This window comes from Kitasatospora sp. MBT66 (genome assembly GCF_000710405.2).
Lineage (GTDB): Bacteria > Actinomycetota > Actinomycetes > Streptomycetales > Streptomycetaceae > Kitasatospora > Kitasatospora purpeofusca.
This window is the reverse complement of record NZ_JAIY01000005.1, coordinates 247,870-267,919: the sequence shown is the minus strand read 5'-3', so window position 1 is coordinate 267,919 and position 20,050 is coordinate 247,870. Positions and strand designations below refer to the sequence as shown.

Here is a 20,050-nt window from a genome sequence, read left to right as displayed (position 1 = left end):
GGAACACACAGCCATGCCGTACATCACCGTTGGCCAGGAGAACACCACCGCCGTCGAGGTCTACTACGAGGACCACGGCACCGGCCAGCCGGTCGTGCTCATCCACGGCTTCCCCCTCGACGGCCACTCCTGGGAGCGCCAGAGCGCCGCGCTCCTCGACGCCGGCTACCGCGTCATCACCTACGACCGCCGCGGCTTCGGCCGGTCCTCCCAGCCGACGACCGGCTACGACTACGACACCTTCGCGGCCGACCTGAACACCGTGATGGAGACCCTCGACCTGAACGACGCCGTCCTCGTGGGCTTCTCCATGGGCACCGGCGAGGTCGCCCGCTACGTCTCCGCGTACGGCTCCGCCCGCGTCGCCAAGGTCGCCTTCCTCGCCTCGCTGGAGCCCTGCCTGCTGAAGAGCGACGACAACCCGGACGGTGTCGCCCCGAAGGAGTTCTTCGACGGCATCGTCGCCGCGGTGAAGGCCGACCGCTACGCCTACTACACCGCCTTCTTCAACGACTTCTACAACCTCGACGAGAACCTGGGCACCCGCATCAGCGAGGAGGCCGTCCGCAACAGCTGGAACACCGCGGCCGGCGGCGGCTCCTTCGCGGCCTCGGCGGCGCCGTCGACCTGGTACACCGACTTCCGTGCCGACATCCCGGCCGTCGACGTCCCCGCCCTGATCCTGCACGGCACGGCCGACCGCATCCTCCCGGCCGAGAACACCGCGCGTCCCTTCCACACCGCCCTCCCGTCCGCCGACTACGTCGAGATCGACGGCGCCCCGCACGGCCTGCTGTGGACCCACGCGGAGGAGGTCAACAAGGCGCTCCTCGCGTTCCTGGCGAAGTGAGGCGGCTCCCGCCGGTTCACACGGGGTGACCCCGCCCGCGGCAGCCGGACGACCGGCCCGGCTGCCGCGGGCCCCGAACCGGACGACGGGCGTCCTCCGGCTTCGGGGCCCGCGATCACCGCATCCAGACAGGTTCAGGAGAGCAGAAGCATCATGCAGTTCGGCATCTTCACCGTCGGGGACGTGACACCCGACCCCACCGACGGCCGTGTTCCGACGGAGCACGAGCGCATCAAGGCGATGGTCGCCATCGCCCTCAAGGCCGAGGAGGTCGGCCTGGACGTCTTCGCGACCGGAGAGCACCACAACCCCCCGTTCGTCCCGTCGTCCCCGACCACCCTGCTCGGACACATCGCCGCCCGCACCGAGAAGCTGGTCCTGTCCACCGCCACGACCCTGATCACCACCAACGACCCGGTGAAGATCGCGGAGGACTACGCGATGCTCCAGCACCTGGCCGACGGCCGGGTCGACCTCATGCTGGGGCGTGGCAACACCGGACCGGTGTACCCCTGGTTCGGACAGGACATCCGCCAGGGCATCGACCTCGCCAAGGAGAACTACGCGCTGCTGCGCCGGTTGTGGCGTGAGGACGTGGTGGACTGGGAGGGCAGGTTCCGCACGCCCCTGCAGGCCTTCACGTCGACACCCCGACCTCTGGACGGGGTGCCGCCGTTCGTCTGGCACGGATCCATCAGGTCACCGGAGATCGCCGAACAGGCCGCGTTCTACGGCGACGGCTTCTTCCACAACAACATCTTCTGGCCGGCCGATCACACCAGGCGCATGGTGCAGCTGTACCGGCGCCGGTACGCCCACCACGGCCACGGTCGCCCGGAGGACGCCATCGTGGGGCTGGGCGGCCAGGTCTTCCTGCGCAAGAACTCGCAGGACGCGATACGGGAGTTCCGTCCGTACTTCGACAACGCGCCGGTCTACGGGCACGGTCCGTCGCTGGAGGAGTTCACCGAGCAGACCCCGCTGACCGTGGGCTCTCCCCAGCAGGTCATCGAACGGACCCTGTCCTTCCGGGAGAGCGTGGGCCACTACCAGCGCCAGCTCTTCCTGATGGACCACGCGGGCCTGCCCCTCAAGACCGTCCTGGAGCAGCTCGACATCCTCGGCGAGGAGGTCGTGCCCGTGCTGCGCCGGGAGTTCGCGATCGGACGCCCGGACGACGTGCCGGACGCCCCCACCCACGCGGCGCGGGTCACGGCCGCCGCCACTGCGCAGGAGGTGGGCGCCGCGTGAAACTGGTCGCCGTTTCCGCGGGGTTGAGCACCCCTTCCTCCACCCGCCTGCTCGCGGACCGGCTGGCCGATTCGGTCCGCGACGAACTCGCCGTCCAGGGCCGTGCCGTGTCGGTCGAGGTCGTGGAGCTGCGCGAACTGGCCGGCGATGTCGCCAACCATCTCGTGACCGGCTTTCCGGCACCGCGCCTGGCCGCCGCGATCGACGCGGTGACCGGAGCCGACGGCCTGATCGTCGTCACCCCCGTGTTCACGGCCTCCTACAGCGGCCTGTTCAAGTCCTTCTTCGACGTGATCGCCCCGGACGCCCTCGCCGGCAAACCGGTCCTGGTCGCGGCCACCGGTGGTACGGCTCGCCACTCCCTCGTGCTGGAGCACGCCATGCGACCGCTCTTCGCGTACCTGCGCGCCACCGTCGTCCCCACCGCGGTGTACGCGGCGTCCGCGGACTGGGGATCCGGAGGAGACGAGTACGCCGACGGCCTGCCCGGCCGCATCCGCCGGGCGGGCGGCGAGCTGGCCGCGCTCATGGCCGACCGCCCGGCCCGAGCCGAACCCGAGGACGACGTCACCGCCCTCGAACGACAGCTCGCCGATCTGCGCTTCGACTGAGACCGGTCGCTCCGAGGTGCCGCCTGCCCGGGCGAAGCCGCCGTGCCGCATACTGATCCGCCGTACCGCCCGTTGGACGAGCCCCGTCCCGTGCGGCCCCGGCCGGCGGAGTGAGTGTGAACCGATTGACGACATGGCCCTTCCCCGGCGACGTCGAGGGTGAGGGGACACCGGTCCGCGGCAGGGGTGAGGAACTGGCGTTCGTCGAGGCGCGACTCGACGCCCTCACCCGGGGGGCAGGCGGGATCGTCCTCGTCGAAGGCCCTGCGGGCATCGGCAGGTCGCGGATGCTCGCGGAGGCGTCGGCGTCCGCGAAACGGCGCGGGACGAGGGTGTTCCAGGGCGGAGCCGACCCCGACGAACAGTTCGTGCCGCTCGGCCCGTTGCTGGACGGCCTGTTCGCGGGGGAGGAACCGCTCGCGGGTGCCGACCGGCTACGGGACCTCGCCGCGACGCCGGGCCAGCGGTTCTGGCTGCTCCAGGAACTGGGGGACCGCCTGCGGGAGGCCACTCAAAGCGGGCCGCTGCTCATCGTCCTCGACGACCTCCAGTGGTGCGACGAACTGACGCTCCTCACCTTCCACACCCTGGCGGCCGCACTCGCGCCGCACCCGATCCTGTGGCTGGTCGCCGTGCGCCACGGGAGCGTGCCTTCCCGGGTCCGCACGACACTGGACAGGATTCGGCAGGCCGGGGCGCACGAATTGCTTCTGGGGCCGCTCGGTGACCCGGCGGTCGCCCGGATCGCGGAGGACGTCCTGGGCGCGGTTCCCGACCCGGGCGTCCTCCGTGTCGCGCGCCGCGCCGAGGGGGTGCCGCTGCTGCTCGAAGAACTGCTCGACGCGGTGCGGGACGAGGGGCTGGTGACGATCGAGAACGGCACAGCACGGCTCACGGCCGGATCCCTCTCCCTCACGCAACTGCCGTCCGTCGAGGGCCGGCTGGCCCGGCTTCCCACCGCGGCCCGCGAACTCGTCGAAACGGCGGCCGTGGTGGGAGGCCCCGTCCCCGTGGAGCTGCTGGCCGGGCTGCTCGGCAGACGACCTGCGACGCTGATCGCCACGATCCAGGAATCCCTCGACTCCGGTCTGCTCGTCGAAAGGGACGACCGTCTGGAGTTCCGCCACGAGCTGATCCGTGAGGCTGTGGAAGCCGGGCTCCCTCCCGCCCTGCGCCGAACCCTGCGGAACCATGCCGCCGAGCTGCCGCCGGCGCGCGCGGCGTCCCCGATCGAGCCGTGCACGCCGCCGGCCGTGGGCGTGCGGCTCGGCGACCGGACGGCCGTCGAACGGCTGCGTGCCGCCGCGGCCGATCTCGCGGCCACCGCACCCGAAGCAGCGGCGGAGCTCAGCCTCAGAGCCCTGGAACTCACCATGGAGGACCCGGCGCAACGGCCGAAGGTCATCGCCGAGACGCTCCCACTGCTCTGGCAGATGGGGCAGCCGGCCCAGGCACACGACCTGGGGACGTCGGCCCTGGCCGCCGGTGATCTCGGGCCAGACGACGAGGCGCGAATACGCCTCGCCATGGCGCGCCTCGCCAGTCACTTCGATTTCGCCGAGGCCGTCCGCCAGGCCCGTACGGGGGCGGCACTGCCCGGGATCCCGGCCGCACTGCGGGCCCGGCTGCTCGCCCTGTTGTGCCTGGGCCTGTCGCTGGCGGGTGACCCCGAGGGTGCGGAGCAGACCGCTGCCGAGGCGCGGGAGGCCACCGATGCGGCCCAGGACGGCATCGCCCAGGCCACCATGATGGCGGTCGACTCGGCCCTGTGCTTCTACCGGATGGACTGGAACGAGGCGCTCCGCCGGGCGAGCCGGGCGGCCGCCCTGGCGGCCGGACTGGGCATCACCCCTTCGGTCTGGATTCCGGAGGCGCTGTGGCAGTGCCTGCTGCTGACCGTGGCCGGCCGCACCGCGGAGGCGCTCGCGCTCGCCGAGGCCGGGGTCCACGACACCCGCCACCAGGGCCGGGCGGCGGCCGCACGCATGTGGCTCATGCACCGCGCCCGGGCGCTCCTGGACGCCGGGCGGCTGGCGGAAGCCCGGGCCGATGCGGAAGCCGCCGCCGACATGAGGGGTGCGTTCGACGGCGGAGACCTCGCTGAACTCATGCTCCTCTACACGCTGACGCGAGTGGCGATCCACACCGACGACCGCGAAGCCGCTCAGCGGTGCGCGGCGCAGGCGCGGCGCGTGCGGGGTACGGGCGCACCGCTCGCCCGTAGCGTCAGTGCCTGGATTCTGGTACAGCTGGCGGACTTCGACGGCCGGCCCGACCGGGCCCTGGCGGAACTCCACGAGGTGCTGGCGGCGCTCGCCGAGCAACGGCCGGCCCTGGTGAGCCCGGTCGACCCGATGGACACTCCCGCCCTCGTCCGCATGGCCCTGCGCGTCGGCGCAGCCGAGCGGGCCGCTCCGGCCGTCGAGGTGGCCGAGCGGCGAGCCGCGCGCAACCCGGACTTCACGATCCTCGCCGCCAGTGCCGCGCACGCCCGCGGGCTGCTCGACAACGATCTGGCACACCTCATGCACGCCGTCCGGCTGTACGAGGGGTGCTCACGCCCCATCGCCCGGGCGTCGGCGCTGGAGGACGTCGGACGCAAGCTCGCGACCACCCGCAGGCCCGAGGCGGTGCCGTACCTGGACAAGGCGCTCGTGCTCTACAGCCGGGCAGGCGCCGAGCGGCACGTCGCGCGGGTCCGTCGACGCCTGCGGGCCGCCGGAGTGCGCCGACGCCCCTCACCGGCCGGATCTGCCAAGGAATGGCCCGAGCTGACGGCGTCCGAGCTCCGGGTGGCACGGCTCGTGGCCCAGGGGCTGACGAACCCGCAGGTGGCGGAACAGCTCTCCCTGTCGCCCCACACGGTGGGCTCGCACCTGCGCCGCGCCTACACCAAGCTCGACATCGCCTCCCGCGCGGAGCTGGCCCGACTGGTGGAGAGACGCGACAGCGGAGAGTGATCACTTCGCATCCCCTGCCGACGCCGTACCTATGGACCCTTCATGCGATGTGCGGACATCGCCGTCTCCTCAAAATGATCAACAGCTGCGGAAAGGAGGCGTTCCGCAGGGAACAGTTGGTCGAGAGAGGAACAGCGCATGACCGCAAGGCTCCAGCGAGCCCGCCCTGGCAGCCCTGGACTCCAGGCGCTCGTCGACGAGCTCGCGGAGCAGCTCGGCCGGTCCGTCGCGATCGATGATCCGCTGGTCCGCGTGGTCTGCACGAGTCGCCACTTCGGGGACGAGGACCCGGTACGCATCGGCACGCTGCTCCAGGGCCGTGCCGACAACGCGACGATCCGCTACGTACTCGCCCAAGGAGTGACCCAGTGGCCCAGGCCCGGATTCATCGAGGGCCGTGACGACCTCGGACTCCTGCCCCGTTACGTCGTGCCGCTGCGCGAGCGCGGGCACCTCCTGGGGCTGCTCATGGTGGTGGCGCCCGAGATGACGCTCGAACCGAAGGAGACCGAAGCCATCGGGCGGGCCGCCGGCCTGATGGCCGCCCAGATGTACGTCGAGCAGCTCGGCGCCGACACCCGGAAGACCGACGAGCAGACCCTGGTCCTGGAACTCGTCGACACCAACGTCGTCACCCGCACCGCCGCGCGTCGGCGGGCCGTGGAACTCGGGCTGCTCGGGGAGGCCGAACACGTCCTGGTCACCCTGGTCAAGCTGCGCCGCGGCACGGAGCCCGTGCGGCAACGCGAAGCGGCTCTGTGGGGGGCTCTGGAGGGCTTCCGGCAAACACGTTCGGCGCACGGCGTCCTCGCGGTCGACCAGGACCGGGCGGTCCTGCTCCAAGTGCGTGAGCGGCCTCCCACCCCGCCCGAGGTCGCCGCCCAGTCGGCCCGCATCCTCGACGAACTCGCCACCTTCCTGGAACCGTCGGCGGCTCCGGTCATCGGTGTCGGCGGGCGTCACCCGGGCCTGCAGCACGCCTGGCGGTCGTACGAGCAGTCCCTCGTCGCGGCCCGGGCCGCGCGCCGGATCCCCTCGCTGCGAAGCATCGGCGACTGGGACCTGCTCGGGGAGTTCGCCGTGCTCCTCCAGCTCCCCGAGCACGCACTGAACGCCTCCCTCGTCCCCGAGCCACTGCGCACCCTGAACGAGGCTCACGGCGACGACCGGCTCCGGGACACCTTGCGCTGCTTCCTCGAACACGCCGGATCGATCCCCAGGACCGCCGAGGCGCTGCGGCTCCACCGCACCTCGCTCTACTACCGCCTGCGCCAGATCCAGGAGATCACCGGACTCGACCTCGACGACGGCGGTCACCGGCTCACGCTGCACCTGGGGCTCAGGATCGAGGAACTCCTCGCCACCGGCGACGACCGGGCCGCCTGATCCCGGCCGGCCCCCACCGGCCCTCGCCGGTCCCCGCCGGTCCCCACCGCTTCGACAAAGCGAGAAGGATCCGCGACCCGATTCCTACAGCGCGCGGTGGTGGCGGCGAAGGGCCGTGATCGAAGATGTGAGAGACGGCGCGGGCACGACCACAGGCCCGTGGCCAGGGAAGGAAGAGGTCATGAAGGAACTGATCACCACCGACGGGACACGCCTCGCCTACCGGGACACCGGTGGCGAGGGCGTCCCCCTGGTCATGCTCCACGGCTGGGGCCAGACGCAGGCGATGTTCCGCCACCAGGTCGAGAGCCTGTCGCCCGGCCGTCGCGTGATCACCGTCGACTTCCGGGGCCACGGGCTGTCCGACAAGCCGAAGCACGGCTACCGCATCGCCCGGTTCTCCCGCGATGTGCTCGAACTCGTCGACCACCTCGGGCTGGTGCGGTTCGACGCCCTGGGGTGGTCGATGGGCGTCTCGGTGTGGTGGAGCTTCATCGACCAGTACGGCACCGGACGGATCCGGCGCCTCGTCGCCGTCGACCAGCCGGCGGCCGTCGCCGCCGTCCCCTGGACGACCGGGGAGGAGCAGCAGCAGTCCGGCGCCATCTTCGACGTGTCACAGCTCCTCGAACTGCTCGCCGCGCTCGCGGCCCCCGGAGGTGACCGGGTGCGCGCCGACTTCGTGCGCGGCATGTTCTCGGGTGAGCCGGACCCGGAGATCCTCGCCTTCGTCGCACAGGAGATCACCTCGACGCCCGCCCACGCCGGCGTCCCCCTGCTGTTCGACCACTGCGCCCAGGACTGGCGCGACGTGCTTCCCCGGATCGATGTGCCGACCCTGGTGATCGGCTGCGAGGGAAGCCATGTGAACCCCGAGTCGCAGCGCTTCATCGCCCGGCAGATTCCCGGCGCCCGAATCCATGTGTTCACCTCCGAGGCGGCGAATTCGCATTTCCCGTTCCTCGAGAACCCGGCGGCTTTCAACGCGGTGGTGGAGAAGTTCCTCGCCGAGGAACCGGACCTGGGAGCGTAGACCGCCTCCGTTTCCGTTCCGGCGGCCGCGCGAACGGCTGCTCCACCGTAAAGAATTGTAGGCCTGGAGTTCTCATGACCCAGTCAGTGATGTCACGCGCGCCGGAAAAGGAGGAACACCGACCAGCCGCTCTCCGGCCGGTGTCCGCCTCCGAATGGCTCGTCGAGATTCGTTCCGGCATACCGAGCGAGGGGGACGGCAACTTCCTCTATCTCGGGATGCACGTCCGGGGGGCGGCGACCAGTGTCCGCGAAGGCGCCAGAACGGCGCTGGAGCCGCACGACCTGGTCTTCTGCGATCCGGCGAGGCGCCACCTTCTGCAGTTCGGCGACGACTGCCGCATGATCTTCTTCCGGGTGCCCCGCGGCTATCTGGGAGTCACGGAGTCGGAGCTGGACCAGGTGGTGGGTGTTCCCGTGCCGGGTGGCGACGGGCTGGGGGCGCTGGTGTCGGACTTCCTGTCCGCGCTCGCCGACAAGGCCGACTTCCGCCGGTCCAGGCCCGGGGACCGGCTCGCCCGTACGGCCGTCCACCTCCTGTCCGTCCTGCTCATGGAACTCCTCGGAACCGGGGAGGAGGGCGAGGAGGCCGAGGCGCCGACGATCGGCAGCGAGATGCTGTCCCGGATCCGGTGCTTCATCGAGGAGCACCTCATGGACCCGGACCTCTCGCCGGAGTCGATCGCACGCGCCCACCACATCTCCGTCCGGTACCTGCACAAGCTCTTCCAGAACGAGGGCATCACGGTGAGCCAGTGGGTGCGGCGACGTCGGCTGGAGTCCTGCAGGGTCGAACTGGGCCGGTCCAACCGCCGGTTCACCGTGGCGGCGGTGGCGCACCGCTGGGGCTTCAGCAGCCCCTCGCACTTCAGCCGCACTTTCCGGGGCGCGTACGGCATGACTCCCAGCGAATGGCAGTCCTTGGCGTCCTCGGCCGTCGCCGACACCCCGCACGCGGCCTGACACCGAGAAGAGAACCGCCATGACCACCCCCACCGTCGTCCTCGTACACGGCGGCTTCGGCGACGCAGCGGCCTGGATAGGCGTCATCTCGGAACTGCGCAGCCGCGGCATCCCGGTGATCGCACCGCCGAACCCCCTGCGCGGCCTCGCCTCCGACGCCGCCTACGTCACGTCCGTCGTCTCCCAGATCGCCGGCCCCGTCCTTCTAGTCGGCCACTCCTACGGTGGTGCGCTGATCACCGTGGCCGGCGCCGCGGAGAACGTCGTCGGACTCGTCTACATAGCCGCGTACGTGCTCCACGAGGGCGAGAGCCTCGGCGATCTCGACAGACGCTTCCCCGACTCCTCGCTCACGAGCAATCTGAAGAAGTGGACCTACCCGCTCGTCGACGGCGACTCCGCGATCGAGGTCACCATCGACGAGGCGGCCTTCCCCGCCGTCTTCGCCGCGGACGTGGCGGAGGAGGTCGCCGGAGTCCTGGCAGCGGCCCAACGCCCGGTCGCTACTGCGGCCTTCACCGAGACGGCCTCCGCCGCCGCCTGGCAGCTGAAGCCGTCCTGGGCGCTGGTGGCCGGAGCCGACCGCGCGATCAACCCGGAGGTCCAGCGCTTCGGCGCCGAGCGGGCCGGGTCCGTCGTCGTCGAGCTCCCGGACGCCTCCCACGCCGTCGCCCTGTCGGAGCCCAAGCAGGTCGCCGATCTGATCCGGGACGCCGTGCGGGCGACGAGCTGACCGGAACGCACCGAGTGGCGCGTACGAATCCCGGTTCGTCCGCGCCACGTTGCTTTTCGAATCGCGTGCACCAGAGGTCAAGAACGCGTGCGTGGAACGGCTCGACGACATCCGGAACACCGGTAATTTCAATGAAGGCGAAAGGAACCGCAATGCAGCTCCCCCTCGAAAAGACGATCAGCGCGAGACTGATGACAGCAGCGTGTGAATGGCATGAAATGACCTTGCGCATGAGGCATTCGCCGGACGATGCACTGGCAGTCCGAATGGACCTTTTCGCAGCCGAGGACGATCCACCGGCCGCGACCTGGGTATTCGGCCGGGATCTGCTCGCCACCGGGCTCATCCTGCCGACGGGCGAGGGAGACGTGCGCGTCCGGCCCCACGGCGAGGACGAGACGGACGTCGAGCTCATCTCGGGGCAGTCCTGGTGCGTCGTCAGGATGGCGTCGGCCCATGTGCGCGACGTGGTGGCCAGGACGCAGTGCGCCGAGGAGCGATGGGAGGACAAGGCGCAGGCCGAGCTCGACAGGGTTCTGGCGGAGATCCTTTCCAGCGGTATCAGGAATGCGGATTCCTAGGCTTCAAGGACCGCCCGGGCCCGCGCCGAAACGCTGACCATCCGCGTTCGCAGAGCCGCTGCCCCGCCACGCCCCCAGCTGCTCCCGCCCCCGTACTGGCGCAGCCCCGCCCCGCCCGGTCCGGCCGGGAGAACGACCGGCCGGCGTCTGATCCGGAACTGCCCGGACGGGTCAGAACCGGTGCGTGCAGAGGAAAGCCAACTCCCCCCGGCTCCCTGGATTCGTCCGTACCGCGTCCCCACCGTGCCGGCCTCCGATGTCGGCAGCACCACACCTGCACGGAGTGCACCCATGCCTTTCCTCCCCGTCGACGAGGAGAACTCCAGCGTCATCAACCTGTACTACGAGGACCACGGCACCGGTCGGCCCGTCGTGCTCATCCACGGCTGGCCGCTCAACGGCGCGTCCTGGGAGAAGCAGGAGGCTGCGCTGCTGGCCGCCGGCCATCGCGTGATCACCTACGACCGCCGCGGCTTCGGCGCCTCCGACAAGCCGTCCTTCGGCTACGACTACGACACCTTCGCGGCCGACCTCGACGCCGTACTCACCCACCTCGACCTGCGCGACGTGGTGCTCGTCGGCTTCTCCATGGGCAGCGGCGAAGTCACCCGCTATCTCGGCACCTACGGCTCGGAGCGCATCTCCAGGGCCGTGATGCTCGGCGTGGTGCCGCCGTTCCTGCTGAAGACCGAGGACAACCCGGACGGTGTCGACGGCATCGTCTTCGAGGAGATCCAAGGCGCCATCCGCGCCGACCGCCCCGCCTTCATCGCCGGATTCCTCGCCGACTTCTACAACGTGGACGTGCTCGGCGGCGACCGGGTGAGCGACCAGGTCGTCCAGTACAGCTGGAACATCGGTGTTTCGGCCTCCGCGAAGGCGACAGCGGACTGCGTCCCGACCTGGCTCACCGACTTCCGCGCGGACCTGCCGAGGATCGACGTCCCCGTCCTGATCATCCACGGCGACGCCGACCGCACCCTGCCGCTGCGCTCGACCGCCGTCCCGCTCTCGAAGGCCATCGCGGGCGCCCGCCTGGTGGTGCTCGAAGGTGCCCCGCACGGTCTCATCTGGACGCACGCCACCGAGGTCAACAAGGAGCTGCTCGCCTTCATCGGCAAGTGATCGACCGCTCCCCCGCGCCCTCCTCCGCCTCTTCCTCCGCTCCCCTCTTCTCTGCTCCCCGAAAGCGAGATCGCATGTCGAGCATGCCCGTCGCCGGGATCCGTCCCGGCCCCTCGGCCCCCGACGCCTCCCCCGACCACACCGCCGACCTGGTCGTGCGCAACGCCAAGGTCTACACCGGCGACCCCCTGCGCCCCCGGGCGAGCGCGGTCGCGATCCGCGCCGGACTGATCACCGCCATCGGCGACGACGCCGACGTCCTGCCGCAGGTCGGCCCACGCACCCGCGTGGTCGACGCCCTCGGCCGGCGAGCCGTCCCCGGCCTCAACGACTCGCACCTGCACGTCATCCGGGGCGGCCTCAACTACGTCATGGAGCTGCGCTGGGACGGCGTGCCGACGCTGCGCCAGGCACTGGCCATGCTGCGCGCCCAGGCCGAACGCACCCCTCCGGGCCAGTGGGTGCGGGTGGTGGGCGGCTGGTCCGCCGACCAGTTCGCCGAGCGCCGGCTTCCCACCCTCGCCGAACTCAACGCCGCCGCCCCCGACACCCCGGTGTTCGTGCTGCACCTGTACCAGTCGGCGCTGCTCAACCGGGCGGCACTGCGGGCCGCGAGCTTCACCCGGGACACCCCCGACCCGGTCGGCGGGCAGATCGTGCGCGCACACGACGGTGAGCCGACCGGCATGCTGCTGGCTGCCCCGGGCGCCCTGCTGCTGTACTCCACCCTGGCCAAGGCACCGACCCTGGACGAGGCCGACAAGGCCACCTCCACCCGGCACTTCCTGCGCGAGCTCAACCGCTTCGGGCTCACCTCCGCCATCGACGCGGCGGGCGGCTTCCAGAGCTTCCCGGAGAACTACGGCACCGTCACGGAGCTGGCGAAGAAGGGCCAGCTGACACTCCGGATCGCCTACCACCTCTTCCCGCAGACCGCCGGGCAGGAGCTGGACGACCTGCGGCGCTGGGTGGAGACCGTCCGCCCCGGCGACGGGGACGAATGGCTGCGGCTCAACGGGGCCGGGGAGAACCTCACCTGGGCGGCCGCCGACTTCGAGAACTTCTCCGAACCGCGCCCCGAGCTCGGCCCGTACGAGGCTGGGTTCGAGCAAGCGGTACGCCTGCTGATGGAGCACGACTGGGGCTTCCGGCTGCACGCGAGCTACGACGAGACGATCCGCCGCGACCTGGCGGTCTTCGAGCGACTGGCCGCCGAGGGCCTGTTCCCCGGTGGGAACCGCTGGCTCTTCGACCACGCCGAGACGGTCTCCACCGCGAGCCTGGACCGGATCGCGGCGCTCGGCGGCGCCGTCTCGGTGCAGAACCGGATGTCCTTCCAAGGCGAGGCGTTCGTCCGACGCTACGGCGCGGCCGCGGCCGCCGACGCCCCGCCGGTGCGGGCGATGCTGGAGCGCGGCCTGACGGTGGCCGCCGGCACCGACGCCACCCGGGTCTCCTCCTACAACCCGTGGGTGGCCCTGCACTGGCTGGTCTCCGGACGGGCCGTCAGCGGACGTACGCTCCGCCCGGCCGAGGGCCGGCTGAGCCGCGAGGAGGCGCTGGAGCTGTACACCCTCGGCGGCGCCCGACTCACCGGGGAGGAGGAGGTCAAGGGCCGTCTCCGGGTGGGCTGTTACGCCGACCTCACGGTGCTCAGCGCGGACTACCTCACCGTCCCCGAGGCGGACATCCCGCACATCGAGTCGGTGCTCACCGTGGTCGGCGGCCGCATCGTGTACGGCGCCCAGGAACACGAAGGCCTCGCCCCGGAGTTGCCGGCCGTGGTCCCGCTGTGGAGCCCGGTGGCCCGCTTCGGCGGCTACCAGGCCACCCCGGCGCCGAGCCTGTCCGGTGTCCGGCAGGCCGAGCGGCTGGCCGAGGCGGCGGCCGACTCCGACGAGCAGCGCGCCTGGCGCGCGACCCGCGGCCAGTGGGTACCCGGGCAGGCCGGCGGCCCCGCGCTCGACGACCCCTGCTTCCTCTGAGCCGCCCGTTCCGAACCACCCGCTTCCGGGCCCGACAGTTTCAACGCCGTGCGCCGCCAGGCCTTGCCGCTCGGGCGGCGCACGGCGCTGCCCGGCGCGAGCCGCGGAAGGGCCGCCTTACGACGTCCCTCGCCTCCCCCGCCCCGTCTCCGTACCAGCCGCGCGGATCCACGACCGCCACTTGGCGCCACCCCGTACGCCACAGTCATCGGCCTCGTCCACCACGCCATGCACATCACCGACCGCCTGCGCCCCGACCCCACGCCCTGCGCGAACAGCTCGACAACCTCGAGGAGACCTTCGCCGACTACACCGACGTCGCCCTGCGACTCACCCCCACTCGACCCCAAGCGCCCCGCCCGCGACCTCCTCGACGCCGAGCACGCCGGACAGCCGCACGACCCCAGCCGCAGCCACTTCGCCCGGCCGTTCACGACCACCTTGCGAGCACCAAAGGAAAAGGCCGCCCCCATCATTTCGATGAGAACGGCCTCCGACCTGCACAAACGCTGGTCGGGACGACAGGATTTGAACCTGCGACCCCTTGACCCCCAGTCGCCCGGCGACAGGCGTCGCTGCACGTCAGACGGTAGACAGCCCGCGCTGTTCGTTCACCGCAAGATGCCTCAGAGACGATGGTGATCGACGCGTGGTCCCCAGCATGTCTCCGGTTCTCCCCGCTCCAGACCCTCCCCGGCTCCCGTCGCAGCTGTCGTGGCCCAAGCCGTCAGAGTAGCCCCGCCCAGACGGGGCCGCTCCGGGGCTCTGCCGGCCACGCAAGCCGTCCCCGTCGCCCATTCTCGGTCCGCCATACGCTGGTGGAGGCTCAGGTGTTCGGGCACAAGCTCAGACTCTCCGTTGTAGGTTTGGCCCTGTCATCAGCGCGGCCCGCCGGGCTTCCCTCCAGGGACATGCCCCCACCCGCACGAGTCACTTCGTGCTGCCTGGGAGCATTCCTTGCTGTTCCGCGACTCCGCGTCCGCGGTCGCCGCCGAGAGCCTGGCCGGATCACTGTTCGTGCGCCTCATCGACCAGTTCGTCCACAAGCACGGCCACAAGCCCAGCCCGTCCGAGGTGCGCTCCTGGGAGCTGAGCATCCCGGTCCTGACCAATGCTCTCCTGGACGCTGGGCTGGGCATGGTGGAGGTACTCCTCGAGTACTCGCTTCCGCTGAACAGCAAGCGGGCTGACGTCATACTCGCCGGCGTCCACCCGAGCACGGGCGAACCGTCGTACGTAGTGGTCGAGCTCAAGCAGTGGAGCAGTGCGCTCCCGGAGGACGGCCAGCCCCTGCTCTGCCGCGTCGATGCATATACCCGGCCGGTGCTGAACCCGATCGAGCAGGTCCGTGGTTACTGCGACTACCTCATCTCCTTCAACGGCGCGCTCGCCGCCCATCCTGAGCGGCTGTCCGGAGTGGCCTTCCTTCACAACGCGACGGAGTTCGGCGTCCAGGGCCTCTACGAGGTGCAGCAGGATGAGCGCGGCCGGCTCTTCACCGCCGAACGCCGCGGGGAATTCGTCCAGTACCTCCGCTCGAAGCTGAAGCCGGTCTCTGGCGCGGAGGCGGCGGACCAGCTGCTCGCGGGCAAGGTGGCCCCGTCCAAGCAGTTGATGGCAGTTGCCGCCGAAGAGGTCTGCGAGCGCGAGCAGTTCATCCTGCTGGACGAGCAGCGAGTTGGCTACGAGCTGGTGCTGCGCGCGGTCCGCCAAGCGCAGCAGTCCGACCACAAGCAGGTGGTCGTCATCACCGGCGGCCCGGGCACCGGGAAGAGCGTGATCGCGCTGTCCCTCCTCGGCGACCTGTACCGATGTGGCGTCACTGCCCTTCACGCGACCGGCTCCAGTTCGTTCACCACCACGATGCGCCGGATGGCCGGTGCACGGAAGCGTCAGGTGCAGGACCTGTTCAAGTACTTCAACAGCTTCATGACCGCCGAGCGCAACGGGCTGGACGTGCTGATCTGCGACGAGGCCCACCGGATCCGGGAGACGTCAGCGAACCGCTACACCCGGGCCGCGCAGCGGACGGGCAAGCCCCAGATCGAGGAGCTGATCGACGCGGCCCGGGTACCGGTGTTCCTGCTGGACGAGCACCAGGTCGTCCGGCCGGGCGAGATGGGCACCGTGGCCCAGATCCGGGCCGCCGCCGCCGTGAAGGGCCTGGACTGCCAGGTGGTCGAGCTGGACAGCCAGTTCCGCTGTGGCGGTAGCGACGCCTACCTGCACTGGGTGGTGCGCCTGCTGGACCTCGAGCCCGGCGGCCCTGTCGGCTGGGAGCCGGACGGCAAGGTCGCCCTGGAGGTGGTCGACAGTCCCCAGGAGCTGGAGGCGTTCCTCGACGCCCGGCGTGCGGAGGGGTACGGCGCCCGTATGTCGGCCGGGTACTGCTGGAAGTGGACCACGAAGGTGGCCCCGGGTGATTCGCTCCCCCTCGACGTGCGGATCGGTGACTGGGCCCGCCCCTGGAACGTCTACGGCGACCGCTCGATCGCCGGTGCTCCACCGGCCGCGCTGTGGGCCACCGACCCGGCCGGCTTCGGCCAGGTCGGCTGCGTGTACACCGCCCAGGGCTTCGAGTACGACTGGAGCGGCGTCATCCTCGGGCCGGACCTCGTCTGGCGGACCGACCGCTGGACTACCGACCGAACGGCCTCCAAGGACCCCGTCCTCCGCAGGTCCACCACCGACGCCGACATCGACCGCCTGATCCGCAACACCTACAAGGTGCTACTGACCCGTGGAATGATCGGCACGGTCGTGTACTCGACGGACCCGGAGACGCGCGTCAAGTTGCGCGATCTGGTCACCGGGCAGCGGGCGGGACGGATCGAGGTGGGGCACGGCCGCCGCCGCTGACGTCCACTCACTGACTCTACGCGGGGCGCCCGGTGCCGTCCGTTCCGCAGGGTCTGTTCCCGGCCATGCGGTACGGAGCCGGACGGTACGTGGTCGTCAACGCTGGTGGATCAGCAGTCGGGCAGCCTCTGCCCGACGGTGTGCGCCGGTGTCGGGGATTCTCTGGGCTCGCCACGGAAGACCTGTGCGGCATGCCACTTCCGGTGCTGGCCCGCAACCGATGGGATCCCCGCTGCCGGCCGATGACCGGCCGTCCGGCCAAGGCGAGCACGTGCTGCCTGCTGGCCTCGCTGCGTCCGACGAAGCGCTGTGAGACGAGTATGCGGCGCCCCTCCCCCAGTCCTCCGCCTCGGCACTGGCGCGCAGACCCTTGACTCTCACCTGGCTCAGATGCACGCGAGCCGCTCCCCTCTTCAAGGCTTCGGCTGTTGCACCCATCATCGCCTGCCACACGGACAGCCGAGCCCCGCGGAGAGAATAGAGTGTCGCGGATCCTTCGGCCGCAACGGCCATCCGATTAGTATTCGCTGGTCACCTCCCGAGCGGACACCGCCAGGTCTCACTGGCGACACCCTCACCCTGACGAGGGCTTCGGTTACACCGCCGTGCGCGGCCTGGTCTGGCAGGGCACCGCGTCCCGTGAGTACGGCGTGCGGCGATTCCGGAATGCTGAGCAGCTCGCCCTGTTGAAGCGAGCAGGCACCGCCTTGCGTGGCCTCGCTCTACGCTGGCCCCACGCGCCGCGCCGGAGAGGGTCGGCGGTCCTATTCTCCCTCATCGCCATCGGACACCTGACCGGAGAAGTCCCCACGTGTGTGCAGCCTTCGACCATCGCCTCGTCCAGACCGGCGTCATCGGCCATGCGAGCTCCGAGATACCGATCATCCTTCCGATGGAGGCGCACGAGCTGGAGCGCTGGCGGAAGCTGCATCCCAGCTGCACCTATTGGTGTGGCACCAAACTCGGAGGCTGCGGTCGACAGTTGGCGGACCGTCTCTATCGGGACAAGGTCTGCCATTTCGCACACCACCCCAACCATGACGGTTCACCGTTCGTCTGCCATCGCACTGCCAACGGCGAGGACAGCGCTGATCACCTGTTCATCAAGCAGGGCGTGGAGCGCTGGCTCCGCGAGAGCCGGCTCTCCGGCAGTGCCACGCTTCGCAACCTCGGCACCGGCCCGGGCGACGCCGTCGACGTCCACATCCCGAAGACTCGCCAGCGATTCCGTTTCCAACTCAGCGGTCTCGACTACCGGGCCTGGCGCCGAGCCGACATGGAACTCGCCGACGATGCAGACGGCATCGACTGGATCTTCAACCAGGATGGCCCGATCACCCGGGAGATGCTGGGCCGTTTCGGCTACACCCTCAGGGTCCGCTGCGAAACGGAGGGCGCAGTCCGTCGCATCTATGTTGGCGCCGAGCGGCCGCACCAGGCGGCAATCGACTGGACCCCCTTCGAGGACTGCACCCTGACACCCACAGGTCTGATCACGAAGACGCCCGAGGGACCTCTATCAGTCGGCGCGATCGCACGACCCCGCCCTCGCCCTGCCTCCTTCGCGCTGCAGGGCGGCGCCGTCTTCGCCCTGGACACCGCGGCCTCCGCCCCGGCTGACTCGCCGCTCGCCGATGTCGGCCGGTACGTCGTGGCCGCCGACGTCAGACCCCCGGACAGCCGAATCATCCGTGCGCTGATCTCGATCCCGGACGGCGTACCGCACCCGTCCGCGGACCACGTCTACCGCTTCACCGGCACCCCACGAATCGCACTTACGGAGCCCGACGGCACCGGTGACCCACAATGGCTCATACAGGCCGGGACGTTCGAGCGTCTCAACGCGCGAGAGGCCCACCGCACCGGCCTCTGGACGCCGCCCCCGTCCCCTCCGCCCGTGTCACCGTCCCCAGCTCCCAGGTCCGTCGCCACGCCCGCGAAGAAGGTCGCGCCCACCCTGCCCGCCCAAAGTGCACCTCGGAAGGAACCCGTTAAGGACGGTTCCCCACAGGAGCCTCGAACCGCCCACCGCCAGGCCGTGGTGCCCTCCGCCGAGAAGCGACCGCCAGTGACACCGGGCAGGCTACCGGAGCAGGCCATGGCCGCGGTGAGCAGTCTGAAGCTGGCGCTGGAGAGAGCCGTCGGCCATGGGGCGACGGTGACTTGGCACGAACTCGCCGAAGCGACGGACCTGGAGCTCTCCAGTCTCCCGATCTCCGTCCGCCGGGACCTTCTCATCGAGGTGGATCGGCGAAGTGGGCGCCTGTTGTCCGCGGTGGTCCGGACCTCTACCGGCACCCGATTGCCCTACCTGGCGGACATCGCATCAGCAGTCGGATTGGAGGTACCCCCGCCCACCGGCGGGGCTCGGCCTACCGTCCGTCTGTCGGAGGGCCCCACACCCCCTACGTCCCGGCCGAGGGACAGCGGCGCAAGCGTGGAGCAGGTCCAGAGGCTCGTCACCGCAGCGCTCGGATATCGGCGGACGACACCCGGAAAGCCGGGGCGCCATCTGGCAAAGGTGATCGCCAGCGCGCAGCGATGGCTGGCGGGCGTGCAGGGGCAGCGCGGCGCAGCCGTACGTCTGCGCGCGCTCAACAACCGGGGAATCTCCCAAGCACAGCTCCACACCACGGCGCTCACCCGCGCCATAGCCGCGGCGCAGGAGAGGCCAGCGGGAACGGGAAGCGAACCTCACAGCGACGAACTGCTGTTCCCCGCCGCACCGGTCGAAACGCCTGCCATCATCGCACCGGGCTTCCAGCAGTCTCCAAAGGAGCCTGCGAATGCCGGAACGCTGCTGGCACAGGGTCACGTCGGGCTGAGCCGGCAGGGTCAGACCGACGGCGTCTCAGACGTCCGAGGAGAGAGCCAGAAGCGCTCTCCTGAGGCGCACAACGCCCAACTCGCCCCGTTGCCTCGCCGTGAAGCCACTCCCACGTCCTCTCCGGAAGCGGGGCAGCCTGCCGACAGTGAGTCGCTTGCGTGTCTGGAAACCGTGCTCGACCTGCTCGACGTCCAGGACGGAACCCCGGCTTTCCTGGACCTGTACCGGGCCCTCGAAGAAGCGGACCGCATCGCGCATCGGATCGGGGAAGCGTCGATTCCGGCGCCTCTTCGGGAGCGGCTCTACGACTGGCGAGCTGTGTTTCGTGCCACGCCTCCCACTGATGGAAGTGCCACATCCCGCGGCCCTGGCGCCAGCCAGTCCCCGCCCGATGCGTCGGTCTCCCGCTGTACCACCGCAGACAGCCCCGGGGTGCACCATTCCGAGGCGCGTGCGCTCTTCGACGACCTCGCCATGCAGTTCCGTGCCGCCCAAGACGCGGGCGATCTGGGCGAGACGAAGCGCATCCGCAAGACCATGGGCGCCGTCTACGCACAGCGGCTCTCCCCGGAGGACCGCGAGGCGGTCACCCCGATGATGCGTGAGTTCAAGCAGTGGGCCCTCGATCAGAGGCCCACCGACCCTGCCCTCCGACGCATCCGGGCTCTCCTCCAGGATCTCGGACAGCGTAAGGCGACGGCGACCGTCGCCGACATCCGCAGCGTCCTGCAGGAGGCCGACCGGCTGCGCCACCGGCTGGCCGCTCCCCTGCCGGAGCCCGAATGCAAGCTTCTGGACCGCTGGCGCAACCGTATGAAGCACCGGCGGGAGTAACACTCGACTCCCTCAACAGGTTGACGCCCACCGTCTGCAGAATGCGCGTGAGG

13 protein-coding genes and 1 pseudogene are annotated in these 20,050 nt (G+C 70.4%); 13 read left to right on the top strand and 1 reads right to left on the bottom strand.

The features are described 5' to 3' along the window. The first annotated feature begins 13 nt into the window (after positions 1-13). The 12 genes from BI06_RS12195 (at position 14) to BI06_RS12140 (ending at position 16,336) form a co-directional block, all read left to right on the top strand. Positions 14-850: an alpha/beta fold hydrolase gene (locus BI06_RS12195; RefSeq protein WP_043467818.1), complete on the top strand. Its 837-nt coding sequence runs from the start codon at positions 14-16 to the stop codon at positions 848-850. Between the two features lie 153 nt (positions 851-1,003). Then, positions 1,004-2,101: an LLM class flavin-dependent oxidoreductase gene (locus BI06_RS12190; protein WP_030396158.1), complete on the top strand. Its 1,098-nt coding sequence runs from the start codon at positions 1,004-1,006 to the stop codon at positions 2,099-2,101. Further along, positions 2,098-2,712: an FMN reductase gene (locus BI06_RS12185; protein ID WP_043467815.1), complete on the top strand. Its 615-nt coding sequence runs from the start codon at positions 2,098-2,100 to the stop codon at positions 2,710-2,712. The genes BI06_RS12190 and BI06_RS12185 overlap by 4 nt, the downstream gene beginning before the upstream one ends. Positions 2,713-2,828: 116 nt before the next feature. Beyond that, complete coding sequence (locus tag BI06_RS12180; protein WP_369826104.1) at positions 2,829-5,672, top strand: AAA family ATPase; 2,844 nt, start codon at positions 2,829-2,831, stop codon at positions 5,670-5,672. A 138-nt stretch (positions 5,673-5,810) separates the two neighbouring features. Continuing rightward, complete coding sequence (locus tag BI06_RS12175) at positions 5,811-7,058, top strand: CdaR family transcriptional regulator (protein WP_043467812.1); 1,248 nt, start codon at positions 5,811-5,813, stop codon at positions 7,056-7,058. A gap of 181 nt (positions 7,059-7,239) precedes the next feature. After that, entirely contained in the window at positions 7,240-8,091 is an 852-nt protein-coding gene (locus BI06_RS12170; RefSeq protein ID WP_030396154.1) for an alpha/beta fold hydrolase, read from the top strand. 140 nt (positions 8,092-8,231) lie between these two features. Continuing rightward, positions 8,232-9,053 (top strand): AraC family transcriptional regulator, encoded by an 822-nt coding sequence (locus BI06_RS12165; protein ID WP_233290115.1) that lies wholly within the window; start codon positions 8,232-8,234, stop codon positions 9,051-9,053. 19 nt (positions 9,054-9,072) lie between these two features. Further along, positions 9,073-9,786 carry an alpha/beta fold hydrolase gene (locus BI06_RS12160; protein ID WP_043467808.1) on the top strand — a complete coding sequence of 238 codons (714 nt, stop codon included), beginning with the start codon at positions 9,073-9,075 and terminating at the stop codon, positions 9,784-9,786. 152 nt (positions 9,787-9,938) lie between these two features. Further along, entirely contained in the window at positions 9,939-10,367 is a 429-nt protein-coding gene (locus BI06_RS12155) for an SsgA family sporulation/cell division regulator (protein WP_051740837.1), read from the top strand. A gap of 291 nt (positions 10,368-10,658) precedes the next feature. After that, positions 10,659-11,492 carry an alpha/beta fold hydrolase gene (locus BI06_RS12150; RefSeq protein ID WP_043467807.1) on the top strand — a complete coding sequence of 278 codons (834 nt, stop codon included), beginning with the start codon at positions 10,659-10,661 and terminating at the stop codon, positions 11,490-11,492. A gap of 74 nt (positions 11,493-11,566) precedes the next feature. Beyond that, positions 11,567-13,477, top strand: coding sequence for an amidohydrolase (locus tag BI06_RS12145; protein WP_030396149.1), 1,911 nt, complete (start codon positions 11,567-11,569; stop codon positions 13,475-13,477). Between the two features lie 957 nt (positions 13,478-14,434). Continuing rightward, positions 14,435-16,336: a DUF2075 domain-containing protein gene (locus BI06_RS12140; RefSeq protein WP_051740835.1), complete on the top strand. Its 1,902-nt coding sequence runs from the start codon at positions 14,435-14,437 to the stop codon at positions 16,334-16,336. 110 nt (positions 16,337-16,446) lie between these two features. Here the strand turns inward: BI06_RS12140 and BI06_RS53405 are convergent. Beyond that, a pseudogene (locus tag BI06_RS53405) lies at positions 16,447-16,679 on the bottom strand (restriction endonuclease); the annotation flags it as partial. A gap of 468 nt (positions 16,680-17,147) precedes the next feature. Here BI06_RS53405 and BI06_RS12135 point away from each other — a divergent pair. Then, positions 17,148-19,997, top strand: coding sequence for a hypothetical protein (locus BI06_RS12135; RefSeq protein WP_051740833.1), 2,850 nt, complete (start codon positions 17,148-17,150; stop codon positions 19,995-19,997). Positions 19,998-20,050: the final 53 nt, after the last annotated feature.

Excerpts from the sequence above, each read along its gene's own strand:
- BI06_RS12195 (WP_043467818.1), top strand. The coding sequence starts at position 14 with ATGCCGTACATCACCGTTGGCCAGGAGAACACCACCGCCGTCGAGGTC.
- BI06_RS12190 (WP_030396158.1), top strand. The coding sequence starts at position 1,004 with ATGCAGTTCGGCATCTTCACCGTCGGGGACGTGACACCCGACCCCACC.
- BI06_RS12160 (WP_043467808.1), top strand. The coding sequence starts at position 9,073 with ATGACCACCCCCACCGTCGTCCTCGTACACGGCGGCTTCGGCGACGCA.
- BI06_RS12155 (WP_051740837.1), top strand. The coding sequence starts at position 9,939 with ATGCAGCTCCCCCTCGAAAAGACGATCAGCGCGAGACTGATGACAGCA.
- BI06_RS12170 (WP_030396154.1), top strand. The coding sequence starts at position 7,240 with ATGAAGGAACTGATCACCACCGACGGGACACGCCTCGCCTACCGGGAC.
- BI06_RS12145 (WP_030396149.1), top strand. The coding sequence starts at position 11,567 with ATGTCGAGCATGCCCGTCGCCGGGATCCGTCCCGGCCCCTCGGCCCCC.
- BI06_RS12150 (WP_043467807.1), top strand. The coding sequence starts at position 10,659 with ATGCCTTTCCTCCCCGTCGACGAGGAGAACTCCAGCGTCATCAACCTG.
- BI06_RS12175 (WP_043467812.1), top strand. The coding sequence starts at position 5,811 with ATGACCGCAAGGCTCCAGCGAGCCCGCCCTGGCAGCCCTGGACTCCAG.